General features: G+C 66.1%; 9 protein-coding genes. 6 read left to right on the top strand and 3 right to left on the bottom strand.

The features are described 5' to 3' along the window. Positions 1-116 precede the first annotated feature (116 nt). On the top strand, positions 117-1,424 hold the full coding sequence (locus GTY96_RS34370; RefSeq protein ID WP_161666934.1) for a glycosyltransferase: 1,308 nt from the start codon (positions 117-119) through the stop codon (positions 1,422-1,424). A gap of 14 nt (positions 1,425-1,438) precedes the next feature. On the opposite strand, the gene GTY96_RS38650 is transcribed toward GTY96_RS34370, so the two are convergent. Both GTY96_RS38650 and GTY96_RS34360 read right to left on the bottom strand, forming a co-directional pair. Further along, positions 1,439-2,923 (bottom strand): GMC oxidoreductase, encoded by a 1,485-nt coding sequence (locus tag GTY96_RS38650; RefSeq protein ID WP_143900560.1) that lies wholly within the window; start codon positions 2,921-2,923, stop codon positions 1,439-1,441. A gap of 42 nt (positions 2,924-2,965) precedes the next feature. Further along, positions 2,966-3,922 carry a glycosyltransferase family 2 protein gene (locus GTY96_RS34360; RefSeq protein WP_161666933.1) on the bottom strand — a complete coding sequence of 319 codons (957 nt, stop codon included), beginning with the start codon at positions 3,920-3,922 and terminating at the stop codon, positions 2,966-2,968. Between GTY96_RS34360 and GTY96_RS34355 the strand changes: the two genes are divergently transcribed. Then, on the top strand, positions 3,910-5,334 hold the full coding sequence (locus GTY96_RS34355; protein ID WP_161666932.1) for a glycosyltransferase: 1,425 nt from the start codon (positions 3,910-3,912) through the stop codon (positions 5,332-5,334). The genes GTY96_RS34360 and GTY96_RS34355 overlap by 13 nt on opposite strands. A 12-nt stretch (positions 5,335-5,346) precedes the next feature. Here GTY96_RS34355 and GTY96_RS34350 read toward each other — a convergent pair whose 3' ends face one another. Next, a complete protein-coding gene (locus tag GTY96_RS34350) occupies positions 5,347-6,999 on the bottom strand; it encodes a cyclic peptide export ABC transporter (protein ID WP_161666931.1) in 1,653 nt (550 codons plus the stop codon). A gap of 931 nt (positions 7,000-7,930) precedes the next feature. Here GTY96_RS34350 and GTY96_RS34345 point away from each other — a divergent pair. Genes GTY96_RS34345 through GTY96_RS34330 form a run of 4 tightly spaced genes read left to right on the top strand, consistent with a single transcriptional unit; the run spans position 7,931 to position 16,739 of the window. Next, complete coding sequence (locus GTY96_RS34345; RefSeq protein WP_161666930.1) at positions 7,931-10,081, top strand: UvrD-helicase domain-containing protein; 2,151 nt, start codon at positions 7,931-7,933, stop codon at positions 10,079-10,081. Beyond that, complete coding sequence (locus GTY96_RS34340) at positions 10,020-13,223, top strand: helicase-related protein (protein WP_161666929.1); 3,204 nt, start codon at positions 10,020-10,022, stop codon at positions 13,221-13,223. Before GTY96_RS34345 ends, GTY96_RS34340 begins: the two co-directional genes overlap by 62 nt. Next, positions 13,213-15,063, top strand: coding sequence for a DrmB family protein (drmB, locus tag GTY96_RS34335; protein ID WP_161666928.1), 1,851 nt, complete (start codon positions 13,213-13,215; stop codon positions 15,061-15,063). The genes GTY96_RS34340 and drmB overlap by 11 nt, the downstream gene beginning before the upstream one ends. Positions 15,064-15,065: 2 nt before the next feature. Continuing rightward, positions 15,066-16,739, top strand: coding sequence for an AAA family ATPase (locus tag GTY96_RS34330; RefSeq protein WP_161666927.1), 1,674 nt, complete (start codon positions 15,066-15,068; stop codon positions 16,737-16,739). Positions 16,740-16,843 lie beyond the last annotated feature (104 nt).

The following is a 16,843-nucleotide window of genomic DNA, read 5'->3' as shown; positions in this document are numbered from 1 at the left end:
CGTGTGGGTGGCTCCGGATATCGGCAGACAGCTTCACTCATCTGTCGACATGCTATGACTCAGAGTATAAGTCCGACTGTCGCCGCGGGCCCAAGCGGGGACACCTCGGAAACCGAATGGCCACCATCCTCTTCGCTCCGCTTCCACTCGCTGGCCACATCAACCCCACCCTGAAGCTCGCGAAGGCGCTCCGGGCACGCGGGCACCGGGTGGTCTACTGCTCCCTGCCGGACATCGAGGCCGCGCTTCAGGGAGAGGGATTCGAGTTCATCCCTGTCTTCGGCTCCATCTTCCCAAAGGGCCTCGTGGCGGAGATGTCAGCCAAGGCGTCCCAGCTGCGCGGCCGCGAGCTGCGCCGCCTCGCGCGCGACCACATCCAGCGCCGCAACGCCGTGCTTCAAGCCGCGCTGGATGGTGAATACGACCGCCTGCTCCAGGCGCTTCGACCGGACCTGGTCCTTTGCGATGACCGGGTGATCGACCTGTCCATCGTGTGCCATGGACATGGGATCCCGGTGGCACGCCTGAACACCACCCTCCCCCAGCACCTGGTGCATCTGCTGCCGACGGGCGCAGGGAAGCCGCCGCTCAGCGGACTGACGACGGTGATGCGCTGGCTCGAGTTCCTGCTCGGGCGTGTGGGGCTGGTGCCGCGCTTCCAGGAGTACCACCGGCGGCTGGCGCTCAAGCATGGCTGCCCGATGGAGTCCGTGGGTTTCCCCCCCTTCCAGCTTCCCCTGCTGCGGGACGTGGTGCTCTTCCCCAGGGAGTTCGCCACTCCCGAGACCCCCGAGGGTCGCGCGCGGGTGTACCACCTGGGGCCGTCCATCGATCTGGAGCGGCAGGAGCCGGAGTTTCCCTGGGAGCGGCTCCAGGACGACCGGCCGCTCATCTACTTCTCCCTGGGCACCCTGGCCTTGTCCGGCCAGACGCGCAGGGTGCTGGAGCTGGTGCGCGAGGTGGCCGCGATGCGGCCGGAGTGGCAGTTCGTCCTCGCCGTGGGAGCCCAGCTCGACCCGGCGAACTTCGACGGAGGTCCGGCCCGGATCGTGGCGGTGCGTCACGCCCCGCAGATCAAACTGCTGCGAAAGGCAGCGGCCATGATCACCCATGGGGGATTCAACAGCGTGAAGGAGTGCATCTATTTCGGCGTCCCCATGGTGGCGCTCCCGCTGAAGGACGATCAGCCAGACGTGGCGCGGATCCTCGTGCACCATGGGCTCGGAGTGCAGGGGACGGTGAAACACCTGACGTCCGGCGCCCTGCTCTCGCTCCTGGACTCCGTGGTGGGGAGCCCCCCCCATGCCCAGGCGCTCGCGAGGATGAGCCGCTGCTTCCGCGAGGCGGAGTCCACGGAAGCGGATGTGGCCACCCTCGAGCACTTCCTGTCCGGGTCACAGGCCGCGCTCGCCAAGGCGGGCTGAGACACCATCAAGGGTCACGCCACCTCCACCCGGGCCCCACGCTGTCCCCGCGCGAGGGTCTCCGCGGCCCGAAGTGAGAGCGCGATGATGGTGAGCGTGGTGTTGACGGCTCCCGCGCTGGGCAGGCTGGACGCGTCCACCACGTACAGGTTGTCGACCCCGTGGACGCGGCACTCTGGATCCAGCACGGAGGTCCTTGGATCCGTCCCGATGCGCGCGGTCCCGACCATGTGCCACGGCGCATCGAAGTGTTCCGAGGCATGAACCCAGCGAAAACCGGCTTTATGGAAGAGAGAGACGGCGGTCCGCCGCAGCTTCCGGTACGTCTCACGGCTGGGCTGGGGATTGTGGACCCGCGCGATCTGCTCATCGCTGAAGTCAAAGCCTGACTCCGCGGTCCCCACCGCCTCCGTCATCAGCAGACACACCAGACTCCGGCGCGCGACGAACTTGACGAACGGAGCGGTGAGCGGATGCACCTGTTGCCAGATGGGGATCTGCCCGGTCGCCTGGATGACCCCCAGCGGATAGGGCGAATCCTCAGACGCCTCGTAGAAGGCATTGATGGCGAAGGTCTTCTGATGGAGCTCCGGAACCGCGCGGAGTCCCACGAAGGGAAAGATGAAGCCGCTCGTATGTCCGGCCAGATAACGCCCCAGCGCACCGCCGGCGTTTCCAATGCCATTGGGATGAACGTCGCTCCGCGAGCGCCAGAGGAGCAAGGGTGACTCCTTGACTCCAGCGCTCACGACCACGACGTCCGCGTGCACCACGACCTCCTCGCTGCCGCGGCGGAGGAGGACGCCGGTGGCACGACGGCCGTCAGGGGTGGTGAGCACCTTGAGACATTCTGTTCCCGTGCAGAGCTCCACCCGGCCCGTCTTGAGGGCGGGCCTCAACGCCGCGACCTCCGCGTCCATCTTCGCGTCGCGATGGCAGTAGTAGCCATCGCAGGTCGAACACAGGACGCATCGGCCGTTGGGGCCCAGGTCCACGCCCTTGGGGATGTAGCCCACGGGAACGCCGCAGGCCCGGAGACGCTCCACCTTCTCCGCGATCCAGGGCTCGTGTTCGATGGGCCCGTGAGGGAAGGGCTTGGAGCGAGGCGGCTCGGTGGGATCTCCTTCGGGGGAACCGTGGACCGCGTAGAGACGCTCACCCTCGTCGTAGTATCGCTCGAGTTCGGAATAGGAGACGGGCCAGGCCGGCGACTCTCCATGCTCCGTGCGCTTCGCCCCGAAGTCGCTCTCTCGCAAGCGGTAGAGGGCCGCGCCATAGAACTTCGATTCGCCGCCCACGTTGTAGCGAATCCTGCGTCGCTGGTACTCGCCGATGAACGTCGTCTGCTGTCCGTCCCGAGTCGGTTCCGGCTTCAGGAAGTCGCCTTGCTCGACGACCAGCACCTTGCAATCACGGCGAGCCAACCCATGGGCGAGGGTGCTCCCCCCCGGGCCGCTTCCAATGACAATCACGTCGTACCCAGACTTGACCCAGCTCACGATGTCGACCTTCGCTTTGTGAAGTATTTTCCAGCCGCGTGCTCAGCGAGCCGCGGCGCCGCCGCGCGCCCTTGAGACGGCCAACGCAAGGAGCTGACGACCCACCATCGGCATGTACCGCGGAAGCTTCGCGGGGTTTCTCAAGGCCAAGGCCATGCACTCCCCCCACGCTCCCTTTTGAAGGGGCCCCCGGAAGCGCGCGTCCTCCAGCTCCCCTTGCTTCCGGCCGCGATAGAGACCCATCGCCTCGACGACCTGCCCATGCGCGTGCGGATCCAGGGAGCCCAGCAGCTCATCCGCCATGTCGAGGATGCGGGTCAGACACTTCACGGGATCCGCGGTCAGCGAATCCGCCCGGCTGCGGTAGCAGTACATCGCTTCGTGCGACACAACCATCTGGCCGCCCCCAAGCAGGCAGCGAAGCAGGAACTCGAAGTCCTCACCGGCCCTCAGGGCGGGTTTGTAGCGAAGCTCCCTGGCATCGAGGAATGACTTGCGAAACATGGGTTTCAGGAACCCATAGTCATCCACCGCCATCTTCAGCGCATCCACCTGGAACGGCTTCTCAATCCGTCCCCATCTCCGGGCCTGCGTCTGGAAGAAGGTCACCTTGGGGTGCGGCTCCCCTTCTGGGACCAGCAGCAAATCATCACAGACGATGGCCGCCTGGGATGTTTCAGCGAGCGCCAGCAGGCGCTCCAGACGCTGTGGCTTCCACCAATCATCGGCATCCAGGACGGCCACCCACTCACCCTGCGCGTGGTCGATGGCGATGTTCCGGCTCTGGGATGGCCCCTGGTTCTGCTCGTTCCGGAGGACGCGAATCCGGGCGTCCTGATACCGCTCGGCGACCTCCACGGTCCTGTCCCGCGAGCAATCATCGACGATGACAATCTCAAGGCTCGGGTGTGATTGCTCAAACACCGAGTCGATGGCGGCACCCAGATATGCCTCCACGTTGTATGCAGGGATGATGACGGACACGGATGGTTTCGTCATTCTCAGGTTCTCGATCTTCCGGTTTCCCCCGTTCTACCATCCTGATACCCTCCAGAGTCATGGCGAGAATCGTCTTTCTTCCCCTGCCGGAGGCCGGCCACATCCATGCGACCTACGGGCTCGCCAGGCAGTTGGCGTCGCGCGGGCACGAGCTTCTCTACATGGCTCCACCAGACGGACAGACCTTCCTGCGCGGGCAGCCCTGGCCCTTCATCCCGGTTTTCGAAGAGGCGATGCCCCAGGGGCGTCAGGCGGAGCTGGACTCACAATTGGCCGCTCCCGATGTCTCCCCCCGAGCCCGCAAGGAGATCATCCGGGAAGTCCTCCACCGGCACGGGCTCCGCATCACGGAGGCGCTCTTCGGAGCCACGCTCGAGTCTCGCATCAGAGGGCTCGGCGCCGACCTGCTCCTGGTCGATGCGACCTTCCCTCTCCCGGTCCTGGCGGCCCACAAAGCGGGCGTGCCCGCGTTTCAGCTGTGCACCAATCTCGCGTTGAACCGGGATGTGTCGGTCCCACCGTTGAACTCGCACCACGTCCCGACGGGCGGCCTCGGCTCCAAGCTCCGGATCCGCCTCGCCTGGCAAGGGCAATACCTGCGCACGTTCCTGCCGTTCGAGGAGAAGATGCGTGAACGCCTCCGCGCGTTCTATCGCAGCCATCCAGGCGCCCCTCCCGCCAACTTCAACACGCACCTCCAGATCGGCCCCCACCTCCAGGTCCCCACCCTGGTGATGAGCGCGCCCGAGTTCGACTTCCGTCGTGCGGCCTCGGACGTCCATTACCTGGGCCCCTGCGTGGATCTGGAGCGGGTGGAGCCCCCGCTCCCCATGGCGTTGCCTCCGGGCGAGGCGCCGCTCATCCTGTGTTCACTGGGGAGTCATGGAGACCGGGTGCGTGGACACCATGCCTTCTTTCAGTCCGTCATCGCGGCCGTCGCGCGCAGGCCCCAGTGTCGACTGCTCATGGCCGTGGGAAAGCATCTGCGGACGGACTCATTCGGCCCACTTCCGCCCAATGTCACGGTGACGGATTGGGTACCGCAAATCGCCGCACTGAGACATGCCTCACTCATGATCACGCATGGCGGGCTCAACAGCATCAAGGAGTGCATCTGTCTGGGCATTCCGATGCTTGTGTATCCCCTCATGTTCGACCAGCCGGGCAACGCGGCCCGTGTCGTCCACCACGGGCTCGGGCTGCGGGGAGACATCCGGCAGGCCTCGGCGGAGCAGGTGGGCGCGCAGATCGACACGATCCTCGGCACCCCCGCCTTCCAGACCCGAACCCGTGCCATGCAACACACCTTCGTGGAGGCCGATGCCTCCAGCCGTGGCGCGAAGACGCTGGAGCAGTTGCTCCAACCCCCGCACCCGGTCCGGCCCAGCGTCCCGGAGCCGCTCGCGTCTTGAGTGGACCGCCCGTCAGGAGGCGCGATCCGTCACGGCCGGCTCGGAGGGAGGGACCAGCTTCCCGGCGTCGAGCCTGAGGATGCGATCAGCGACGTGGAAGTACCGGTCGTCGTGAGAGACGACCACCACCGTCTTGCCCTTGCGCTTCAGCTCCGGAAGGAGCTCCGTGTAGAACACCGCCTTGAACGCGGGGTCCTGGTCCGCCGCCCACTCGTCGAAGAGATAGATGGGACGGTCTTCCAGGTAGGCGGTGAGCAGCGCGAGCCGCTTGCGCTGGCCCTGCGACAGCTCCGTGGTGGAGAGGACGCCGGCCTCGACACGGACCTTCCGCGACAACTGGAGCAATGACAGATAGCTCTCGACCCGCGGGGCGAGCCCTTCTCCGACGAGTCCGAGCAAGCGCTCGAACAGGTAGAAGTCCGAGAATACGGCGGAGAACAGCTGCCGGTAGGACTCCTGCGACGGCTCCGTCACAGGCTCACCATCCACGAGGATCTGTCCGGCCTCCGGCTGATAAAGCCCTGTGAGCAGCTTGGCCAGGGTGGTCTTCCCGCTGCCATTGCCACCCACGAGGAAGATCAGCTCTCCGGGGTGCAGTCGCAGATGAATGGGGCCCACGATGAAGTGCCCGTCCGACTCCTCGCGGTAATAGGTGTGGGTGACGCCCACGAACTCGACCGACTGGAAGGACTGGCGGACCAGCGCGTGGGTTGCCGGAGCCTCCCGCCCACCCGTCGCGAAGGAGTCGAGCGTGAGGCCCAGCTGTTGGACCTTCGTCCACGAGACCTCGCCCCGGCTCAGGATGGGCAGCGTCTCCATGACGGACTGGAGGGGCTGCTGGAGGTAGAGCGACGCGATGCAGTACCCCACCAGCGCCGAGGACTGCACCCAGCCCAGGCCGGGCAGCACGAAGATGAGCGCGCCGAGGAAGACGAAGGACAGGAGCATCCCCATGCTACCGGTCGCGGCGAAGACGTTGCCGATCCGGATCTGCAGGGTGCGCACGAGCCAGGACGTGGACTCGACCTCTTCGGTGAGGAACGCCGCGCGCCGGTCCTGGTGCAGCTTGAGTTCCTTGATGCCCTCCGTGATGCCGCGGAGCTGCTTGTAGAGCGCCCCCTGGTGCTCTCGCGTGCGCTGGAGGTCCGCGATGGCGCTGCGGGACAGGAGCCGGTAGCCCACCACGCTCAGCGCGACGAGGGCCAGGAGGCCGACGAGCAGCTGCCACGACAGCCACGCCAGGTAGACGAAGCAGCCCAGCGCGATGGCGGTGTTGGTGAGGAAGCGCGGCAGCACGCCCAACGCGGTGCTGATGACGAAGAGGTCCTCGGTGAGCACCGTCATCACGTTGGGGATCCCGTGCTCCTCCAGGCGCCGCAGCGGCGTGGCGACGACCTGACGGGACAGGCGCATGCGCATGTCGAAGAGCGCGTCCCCGTTGAGCCTGTTGACCAGGGCCTGCGTCCCGTAGCGCAGCAGCAGCGTCAGCACGCAGAGCGCGACGAAGCCCAGGGCCAGGTCACGGCTCACCGCCAGCTGGGCCGCCAGCGCGTGGTTGATCAACGCGATGAGGCCCGCGTTGCTAGCGCCCGAGAGAAGCCCGCAGAGCGTCACCAGGATGAGGGACGCGGGAGACGTCCGGAACAAGAGGGCGAGGAATTTCATGGGTGACAGGCCCGGCAATCCTCGAAAACAGGGCCCGCGCCGGAATCGGTGAACAACTCTACATGAGTTCCCCACGACCGCCGCACTCTGTTGGATTCGGCGGGTTTCGAGGCGCGGAAAAAACAAAGGCCCTGGAGTCACCGGCGTGCACCGGGAACTCCAGGGCCTCTATTTGGTCGGGGCGACAGGATTTGAACCTGCGACCACGTGCACCCCAAGGAACCCTGGGAGCCGCCCAGCGGGTACCATCCATTCACCCCCCCCTGTAAACACTCGGACTTCCTCGCCCGAGGTTGTCCAGCCGCCCCATCTAGTACCCCAGGACCCCAAAGATCTTGCTGCTAGCTTGCTGCGGGCCCCGCCCCGGTGGCACCAGTAGCCTCGAGTTCTGGCCGGCTGCTGACCGTCCGGGAGGTCTCGGAGCGACTGGGGGTCTGCCGGGCCCCGGGGTACCGGATGTGCGAACGGGGGGGGTATTGCCACACATCCGAATCTCCAATGCAGTTCGGGGCAGGGAGGCAGCCTTGGAACAGTTTCGGTTGGAGCACTGGGGCGCTCCGTAACCCGCGTCCGACTGCGTCAAGTTCTCCAGGCTCGCCAGAGCCATGGGGACGAAGAGTCGGCATGAAACTGGAAATCAATATGGATCATCCCCAGATGCCGGACGCCGTCCATGAGTCTGAAGGCGGGCTCCGTCATCGGCGTCGGCAATGGCCGTAGCTGGAGAGCGAGGTAATCGACCCCCTGCGTAGGCCCGGCCCAAGAGGCCCCTCGTGTTCGGAGGCCTCCATCTCCCCGGATATTGGTTCGTTCATTCCGAAAGCGCGGCTGGCATAGACTCCGATCGCGCTTGGCAGAAGCAGTGAACCGGGGTGGCCTGTATGCACAGGATAGAATCGGCACCTCATGTCTACCCAGCATTGGTGGAGCAATGGCAGAAACGGAAGTTAAGGTCACCGTCTACCGACGGGGGTTCATCATCGATACAATCACGCGGCCCCTTCGACAGTTGAACGGTAAGCCGGCCGTGAAGTACAAGCGGCAGTTGCACGATCTGGTCGGTGGCAATGCGATTCATCTCGATGGACCACCACCCCAAGCGCCAGCGCCGCCCCAGGTGAGCAAGGTCGTCGCGAAGCATCCCCCGCCCAGGAGCGGCTGGGATCCGCTCCAGAAGGCCGTCATCGAGACTCGGCCGGAGGCGCGGCTTCTAGTGGACGCGGGCCCCGGCACTGGCAAGACAGCCGTGGCCTGCGCCCGAGTTGCCAGGCTGATCACGCAGTACGACATCCAGCCGACGCGCATCTGGCTCATCAGCTTCACGCGCACGGCGGTCCGGGAAATCCGCGACCGCATCGCCAAAGCGCTGGGAGACCAGGAGGCCGCCTACGCGGTGCGGATGGCCACGATGGACTCCCACGCGTGGGCCATCCACAGCGGCTTCGACGAGATGGCGAAGATCGCCGGCTCGTACGAGAAGAACATCGAGGACGTGCTGAAGCTCTTCCGGGAGAACGACCAAGTCGTCGAGTACCTGGAATCGGTCGAGCACCTGATCGTGGACGAGACTCAGGACGTCGTTGGCATCCGGGCGACCCTGCTCACCGAACTCGTCTCCCGCCTGTCGAAGAGCTGCGGCGTCACCGTGTTCGCGGACGAGGCCCAAGCCATCTACGGCTTCGCCGACGAAGACGAGGGGGAGTCGGGCAGGGACCGGCAACCCCCGATCACCGAGCAGCTCCGCAAGGGTGGGTTCGGGTTCGAGGATAGGTCGCTCCAGCAGGTCTTCCGCACGGACTCCCCCAACCTGCTCTCGCTATTCACCGCCACGCGGGCGAAGGTACTCACGCCTGCACCGAACCCCGCCAGCAAGCTCGAGGACATCCGGAAAGAGGTCGAGGCGCTCGCACATGGCGAGGTGCCCAGGATCGAGGAGCAAGGTCTGGAAAAGGCGGAGGACGTGCTCGTGCTGTACCGCAGACGGGCGGAGGTGCTGATGGCCTCCTCGTTCCTCAACGCGCAGGGTGTACGGCATCGTATCCGCATGTCCGGGATGCCCATATGCATCCCGCCCTGGGTCGGCGCATGCCTCGGCGAGCACGAGGGTTCCACGCTGACGCGGACAGGCTTCCTCGCCCTTTGGAAGCAGCGGGTGGTGGGGACCCCCTGCGAAACCCTGACGGCGGACGAGGCCTGGGAGTTCCTCTACCGGCACGCGGGCAAGCGGGAGAACGTCGTCGAGATGCAACGCCTGAGAGTGGTCCTCGCTCGGTCCCAGCCCCCGGCGGATTTCTGCTCGTCCGAGCTGGGCACCCAGGGGCCAATCGTAGGCACCATCCACGCCTCCAAGGGCCGGGAGTCGGGCACAGTCCATCTGATGATTCCGCGGGGCAGCGCGGGAAAAGACACGGACTGCGACGCCGAGGCCCGGGTCGTCTTCGTCGGCGCCACGCGGGCCAGGACCAGACTCATGGTGGGCCAGAGCATCCGGCACTACTCGACGAAGCTGGAGTCGAGCCGCATCTACTCCCATAAGGAGGGCACGGCGACGGCCCAGGTTGAGATCGGCTGCGATGGGGATGTGTCCGCTCAGAGCGCGGCCAGCATCTCCCTCTACGACACCGCCGACGAGGTCCGAGCCGTCCAGGAGCGGCTGCTGCATCTGACGACGTTCCCGTTAAAGGCCAGGGCCTTCTGCGACCGGGAAGCCGACTTCACGTACATGCTCCGGACAGAGGAGGGGGGCGAATTTCTGGGGGCGTTGACGGGTCACGTCAACGCAGAGCTGTTCAACGTCGCCCAGGTGATCTGCAGCAAGAGCAGAGGGCGTCGGCGACCGCCCAGCGAGATCTGGCACTTGCACGTGGTAGGTGTACGGACTGCAGTGTTCCCCCCCAACTCCCCGGATGCGGAGCGAATGCATGCTCCGTGGTCAACGAGCGGAATCGTGCTGGTCCCCGTCATTCTGGGTTACATGAAGCTGCCCTTCCCCTACTACTGGGGCAGAGAGAGCCACGGCCATGGACAGGAAGATCATCCTCGAGCGCCTCGAGCGCGATCTGGTGGGTCCACCCGGCGGTGACGACGAGACGCTCGCGTCCCGCCCTTCGGACGTTTACCTGACAGGCATCCTCTGGCCTCGCGAGACCCGGATGGGAGAAGAAGAGGATGACCGCCTGGGCGCCGGAGCGGGCGATGACGACAATGGAGGACCCGCCGGTGAGGAGGAGGAGATCTCGCTGGCCGGGCTCAGTCGGCCATGCTCGGCGGGCATCTCGTTCGCGGTCGCTTCGGACAACGCGGCCCCTACCGTCAAGGTGACGGTGCAGTGTGCGGCCTACTCCTCCAGGGAGTCCTCCAAGCGCGAAGGGGCCGGGAACCGGAAACCACCACTAGATTGGGTGCGCAGGCAGCACATCATGGAGATCGATCCGATCCGCTGCGACCAGTCCTCCGGAAAGGTGGAACTGGCCGCCCCTGCCAAGGCGCTGACGGTACACGGACTCCCGGAAAAGCTTGAGCTGCACATCCGGACGACTGAGTGGAAGAACGGCCGCTTGGTGACCATTACCGCGATCAACGCCGCCAGACCTGACGAGAATGACGGCCGGAACGGCATCGAGCGTGCCACCCTGTTCCAGGTCTCCATCGAGGTGAAGCCGGGCCCCGGGACGCGACTGATCGCTCGGCCCTCCAGGAAGGCCATCGTGGACAAGGAGGACGAGTCCGCGGCACTGCTCTACCGTCACGCCCGGGAGTTCGCGGTGGGGCATACCTGCTCCGCCTCCTGGGTGGCGGAGCGCGACACCGACCACGCCTCGTCCATCTCCACCACGTGGGTGCCACGGGCCATCGTACCCACCGTCAACCCACGAGGCCACGAGGTCTTCTCCGCTCTGTCCGATGGAGCGTCCCGTCCGCTGTCCGCCGAGTGGCTCGCATCAGCGTCCGACACCGCGATTGGCCCCGCCCTCATGCAGCTCGTCAATGCATACCGCGAATGGATCTCGCTCAGGGCAAAGGATTGCGCTGACCTATCAAAGGAGTTTCGGGATGCGGGTGAAGCCAACCTTAAGGAGTGCCGCAAAATCGCCGACCGCATGGAGGAAGGTGTCAAGGCGATCTCCGGCAGCCCGAAGGCCGCAATCGCCTTCCGGCTGGCCAACCAAGCAATGCTCCTGCAGCACAGTTGGGATCGCGAGAAGGCGAAGAACGGCCCCCTGACTTGGCGCCCGTTCCAGCTCGGCTTTTTCCTGCTCGCGGCCGCCTCGCTGTCGGACCGGAGCCACCCCGACCGGGGCACCATGGACCTCCTCTGGTTCCCCACCGGCGGTGGCAAGACCGAGGCCTACCTCGCGCTGATCGCCTTCCTCGCGTTCCACCGCAGGTTCACCACTCCTGGCGGGCCGGAGGCGGGAACCGGTGTTGCGGCCCTCATGCGCTATACCCTGCGCCTGCTGACGACCCAGCAGTTCTCCCGCGCCTCCGCGATGATCCTCGCCTGCGAGGCCTTACGTAGGCGGAAGATCCCCGGCGTCCCTTCCGGGGTCGAGCTGGGCTCCACGCCGTTCTCCATCGGCCTCTGGGTGGGACGAGACGCCACGCCGAACAGGTTCGAGGACGCGCAGGCGGCGCTCTCGGGCAGTGCGGACGTCGCCTCCCCCAGGCAACTGCTCGCCTGCCCCGCATGCGGAACGAACCTCCGTTGGGAGGCGAAGGAGCAGGATCGCTCCATCCACGTCGCCTGCCCCACGTCGACCTGCGCCCTGTACGATCCCGAGCTGCCGCTCCCCATCTGGACGGTGGATGAGGACGTGTACAACAAGCGCCCCACCCTCCTCATTGGCACGGTGGACAAGTTTGCCCAGATCGTCCGCCGCAAGGAGGTGAACGACCTGTTCGCCGTGGGGACGGGCCTGTCCCCCGACCTCGTCATCCAGGACGAGCTGCACCTCATCTCCGGCCCTCTCGGCACCGTGACGGGCCTGTACGAGGCGGCCGTGGACAAGCTTTTCACCCGGAATGGCCAGCGGCCGAAGATCGTCGGGTCGACGGCCACCATCCGCCGCGCGTCGGACCAAGTCGGGGCCCTGTTCAACCGGAAGACCTGCCAGTTCCCATCCCCCGGGCTCAGCGCATCGGACTCCGGGTTCGCCGAGGAGGACCCCGATGCGCCCGGCCGCTTGTATGTGGCGGTGACCACGGCGGGCCGGTCGGCGAAGTTCACCCTTCAGGCAACGGCGGCCACCCTGCTCCAATCCGCCCACGCGGCGTTCCCGTCGCCCGTGGCGGCGGACCCCTACTGGACGCTGGTGGCCTACTTCAACTCGCTGCGCGAGCTCGGCGGGGCCCTCGTTCTCATGCAGGACGATGTCGCCGACACCGTTGGGATGTATGCAAACCGCCGGGGCGAGTCGGCCCGGCCGGTGAAGGCCGTCGAGGAGCTGACCTCCCGGCTCTCGCAAAACGAGGTCCGGGCCATGCTCGACACGCTGGCGACGAAGGCGGGGCAGGATGGCGCCCTGGATGCAGTGCTCGCCAGCAACATGCTCAGTGTCGGTGTCGACGTGCCACGGCTCGGCCTGATGATGGTGAACGGCCAGCCCAAAGGCATCGCCGAATACATCCAGGCAACTAGCCGCGTGGGTCGTCAGCACCCGGGCTTGGTCGTGACGGTGCTGAATAACGCGAAGGCGCGGGATCGCTCGCACTACGAGACCTTCTCCACTTGGCATGCCACCCTGTACCGGGACGTAGAGGCGACCAGCGTCACCCCGTTCGCCTCGCGGGCGCGAGACCGGGCCCTCCATGCTGTGCTGGTAGCGCTGGTCCGGCACTTAGTGCCGGACATGCTTGATCGGCCGGACCTCACTGTGGCCGACTCCGCCAAACTCGACGCGGTTATCGCCGAACTGGTGGGGCGAGCCAAGGACGTGGACGAGTCCGAGAAGAACGTCGAGGCCGAACTGAAGGACCGACTGGAGCTGTGGCGCACAAGGGCCCCGCAGCAGTACTGGAACGACCGGCGGCCCCGGCAGTCGTTGCTGCAGAGCGCCGAGCGGGCCGCCACGATGCGGGCTCTGGGCCGTTCGCCGGGTGAGGCCTGGGCCACATTGAACAACATGCGGAATGTCGAGCCCTCCGCGCACTTCAGGCTGGCCGAACGGCTCCGGGACCTGATGGCGGCGGCGGGAGGAAAGGGAGAGACTGGCAATGGCCAATGACATCGGGAAGCTGCGCCGCAGCACGGTCGTCTCGACCTTCGGCCCTGGTGCGGTGGTGGATTTCCGCGCGGATGGAGCCGCAATCTCGGGAGTGGTCTCCGGCATCGATGAGTGGGACAACAGCTTCAAGCCGGCAGGGCTGGCCAATCCCCAGCGCGTCCATGAGCCCCGATTGGAGCGGAAGCTCGGCGTGCGGGGCTTCCGCCTTCCTCCGGTCATCGACGAGAACAGGCGCGACGACCAGGGCAACCCCGATCCTGACCCGAGGCGGCTAGTCGCAGTCCGTTTTCCGGACTGGCTCCTCTGCCCGTCCTGCAACCGGATCGCGCCCAGCCGGAAGTGGGGCGATGCTCCCGGCAAGGCTTGGCGCATCTGTGTGCAGTGCACCCGGAATGCCCCGGGCGGCAACAAGGTCTTCGCGTTCCCGGTGCGCTTCGTGATGGCCTGCAAGCGCGGCCACCTCGAAGACTTCCCCTGGCACTGGTGGGTCAACCACAAGCCCAATTGCGAGAACAAGTCGGGGTTCTTGATGCTCAAGGCGGAGCGGCCCGGCCTCGCGGGCCTGATCGTCAGGTGCCCTGAGTGCAAGGAGAACCAATCCCTGGACGGCATTTTCAGCAAGGAGACTTGGCGCAATCACAAATGCAAGGGGAGGCGGCCCTGGCTCGCGGGGACCGATGAGGGCTGCGGCGAGCCCAACATGCAGGCCATGCAGCGCGGTGCCTCCAACCTGTACTTTCCCGCTATCGAGTCGGCGCTGAGCATCCCGGACTGGTCGGATAGCATCCAAGAAGCCCTGGGAATCTACTGGCAGGATCTGGTGGACACCCCCTCCGAGGACCGGCCAGCGATGGTGCGAATCCTCGCGCGCGGAAGCCTGAGGCAGGTCCTTGAGGAGCTGAAGCTGTCGCCAACGGAGCTGGCCGAGGAGATCGAACGCCGTGTCCAAGCGATCCAGGCGCCGGATGTCCTCGATCTCCGGGCTGGCGAGTACCGGCAGTTCACCCTGTCGAGCGGATACTCCGACCACTCCGACAAGGAGTTCGAGACCCGATCCGTGCCGGTCCCTCCGGCCCTCAAGGCGTACTTCTCCCGCATCGTCCGCGTCGCGCGACTTCGTGAGGTCAGGGCAATCTACGGGTTCACCCGCATCAACCCGCCGGGCGATGGTAGCAAGGGGATCGCCGCCATCTGGCAAGCGAAGAAGCCGGACTGGCTCCCTGCCATCGACGTGCGGGGGGAAGGCGTATTCCTCGAGCTCTCGGCCGATCGCCTCTCCACGTGGGAGACGGACGCGGTTAGGCAGCGGGCCGAGCGGGTGAATGAGGCGTGGAAGAAGGAATGGGCCGCCCGATACGGCGAACAGGACCCCGTGCAGCGGACCATCACCGCCCGGTTCCTGCTGGTGCACACCTTCGCTCACGCCCTGATGCGGCAGCTTACGCTGGACTGCGGATACTCGAGCGCGTCGCTCCGGGAGCGGCTCTACGTTCGCGACGGCGAGGGGGCCATGGCGGGGCTGCTGGTGTACACCGCCACGTCCGATGCCGACGGGACACTCGGCGGACTCCAGCGGCAGGGAGAAGCCGAGCGGATCGTCAAGACCATTCCTGCGGCGATCCAGGCCATGGAGTGGTGCTCGTCGGATCCCCTGTGCATCGAGGGGGTCATGGGCGGGTCCGACGGTCTCTCCCTGGCGGCATGCCATGCTTGCGTCCTGGCCCCCGAGACAGCGTGCGAGGAGTTCAACCGCTTCCTTGACCGCACCATGCTCGTGGGCGCCCCGCAGCACCCGGAGTTCGGCTACTTCGCTCCTCTGCTCAAGCCCCAGGAGCCCTGACCATGGCAGTGATGTGGCCCCGGGCCCTGCCCGATGAGGTGAAGCGCAACGAGCTGCGAGCGGCGGAACGCAAGGTCTATGAGCGTCTGGCGTCCGAGTTGGACAGATCCTGGGTTGTCTTCTACTCGCGCCCCTGGCTGGGCTTGAAGCCGAGCGGCGAGGAGATCGACGGGGAATGTGACTTCGTCATTGCGCGGGCGGACTCCGGAATCCTGGCCATCGAGATCAAAGGCGGGGCGGTGAGCTTCGACCCAGCAACGACCCAGTGGATGAGCCGGGACCGCTGGGGCCTGCGCCACAAAATCAAGAACCCTGTCGCCCAGGCCCGGACGTCGAAGCACCAGCTGCTCGAAAAGGTGAAGAACAGCCGTGCATGGAAATCGCGCCGGATCCGGGCCAGGCACGCCGTCATCCTGCCGGACTCTCTCCGCCCGGGCTCCGAGCTGGGGCCCGACATGCCCCTGTCGCTTTTCTGCTTCCTCGATGAGTTCGAAAAGGGGCTGGAGCCCTGGCTGAAAACTCGGCTTGGCACGCCCTCGGCAGTGGACGGGGAAGAGCCGCTGGGCAGGGATGGCCTTGCTGCCCTCGAGGAACTGCTCGTCAAGCCGTTCGCCCTGCGGACTCCCGTAGGACACTTGGTGGCCGAGGACGATGCGGCCCTCCAGGCCCTCACGCCGGGGCAGTACCGCATCCTCACCTGCTTGGAGGAGATTCCCAGGGCGGCGGTGTCGGGAGGTGCCGGGACGGGCAAGACGCTTCTCGCGATGGAGAAGGCGCGGCGGTGCGCTGAGACCGGGATGCAGACCTTGCTGACATGCTTCAACAGACCGCTGGCTGACCACCTCTCCACGGTGTTGGGACCCGACTCCGGCGTGGAGGTGATGACCTTCCATGCGCTGTGCAAACGCAAGGCGGAAGCCGCGGGCCTGAGCGTTCCCGATGGGACGATTCCCGATGTCATCGACGAGCGCTGGCCCGAGCTCCTGATGCAGGCCGCTGAGCGGCGTCACGAGCTGCGGTACGATGCCATCGTGGTTGATGAGGGACAGGACTTCCGCCCTCACTGGTGGCCCGCCGTGGATTCCCTGCTCACCCGTTCGGGGCGAGCGCAGCTGTACGTTTTCCTGGATGGCAACCAGCGGGTGTACAAGGAAACTGCGGGGCTCCCCAAAGATGTCGGGCTGATCCCGATCCGGCTCGCAGAGAACCTGCGGAACACCAAACGAATCCACGAAACGGCGTGGCGACACTACGCCGGTCACGCAACTGAGGCCATCGGTCCGGAGGGTGTTGCGGTGGATTGGCGGGAGGTGCCGCTTGGTGGGATGAGGCAGGCCCTGGACGCATGCATCGCCCGGTACGTGGGCCAGGAGAACATCCCGGCCGAGGACATCGCGGTGCTTTTCGCCCGTGAGCAGGAACTCCGGGAGCTGGTCCCCGGCAACCGGCTGGGCGGATGCGCCACCGTCACTTGTGGTCCGCTCCGAAGGGGAGCCTTGACCGTGGACACCGTGCGACGATTCAAGGGGCTGGAGCGGCCGGTGGTCATCGTCATGGCCGACCCGAACCTCCTCCGGGACAAGGAGCTGGCCTATGTGGCCCTGTCGCGTGCCAGGAGCTACCTCATCGTGATCGGACCCAAGGACTGCTTGGCCCGAATCAGGGAGCCCGAGTAGACAGAGGCAGCGCGGGGTTCCCGCCGCTCCCCATCGCGTGGTTCCGTTGGCGTCAAAGCCGCACCTCACCGCCTATCGGTATGTGCACCTGGGTCCGGCTGCGA

It is taken from the genome of Corallococcus silvisoli, assembly GCF_009909145.1.
Classification (GTDB): domain Bacteria; phylum Myxococcota; class Myxococcia; order Myxococcales; family Myxococcaceae; genus Corallococcus; species Corallococcus silvisoli.
Note: the sequence above shows the minus strand (reverse complement) of the source record. Positions and strands in the feature narration are given on the sequence as shown.